Below are 235 nucleotides of genomic sequence, written 5' to 3'. Positions count from 1 at the left end.
GTTTCACTTCTGAGTTCGGAATGGAGTCAGGTGGTACCGTATCGCTATGGCTGCCAGGAAAAACTGGTAACAATCTAGAAAACTGGATATCAATTCAATCAGTGAGTAACTACTTTTCACTCTACTTGTGGCTCTTTACAGAGCTTAGCTTGTCTACAACACTCAAAAGCCTAAAGCTTTTTGGGCGTTGTATGGTTAAGCCTCTCGGGCAATTAGTACAGGTTAGCTTAACGCC

At 43.0% G+C, this 235-nt stretch carries 1 rRNA gene; it reads right to left on the bottom strand.

Annotated elements, in window-relative coordinates:
* A 5S ribosomal RNA gene (gene rrf, locus ACXAGK_RS19520) occupies positions 1-58 on the bottom strand; the annotation flags it as partial.
* Between the last annotated feature and the right edge of the window lie 177 nt (positions 59-235).

This window comes from Alteromonas sp. ABM1_013 (assembly GCF_056160505.1).
This window is presented reverse-complemented; position numbering and strand designations above follow the sequence as displayed.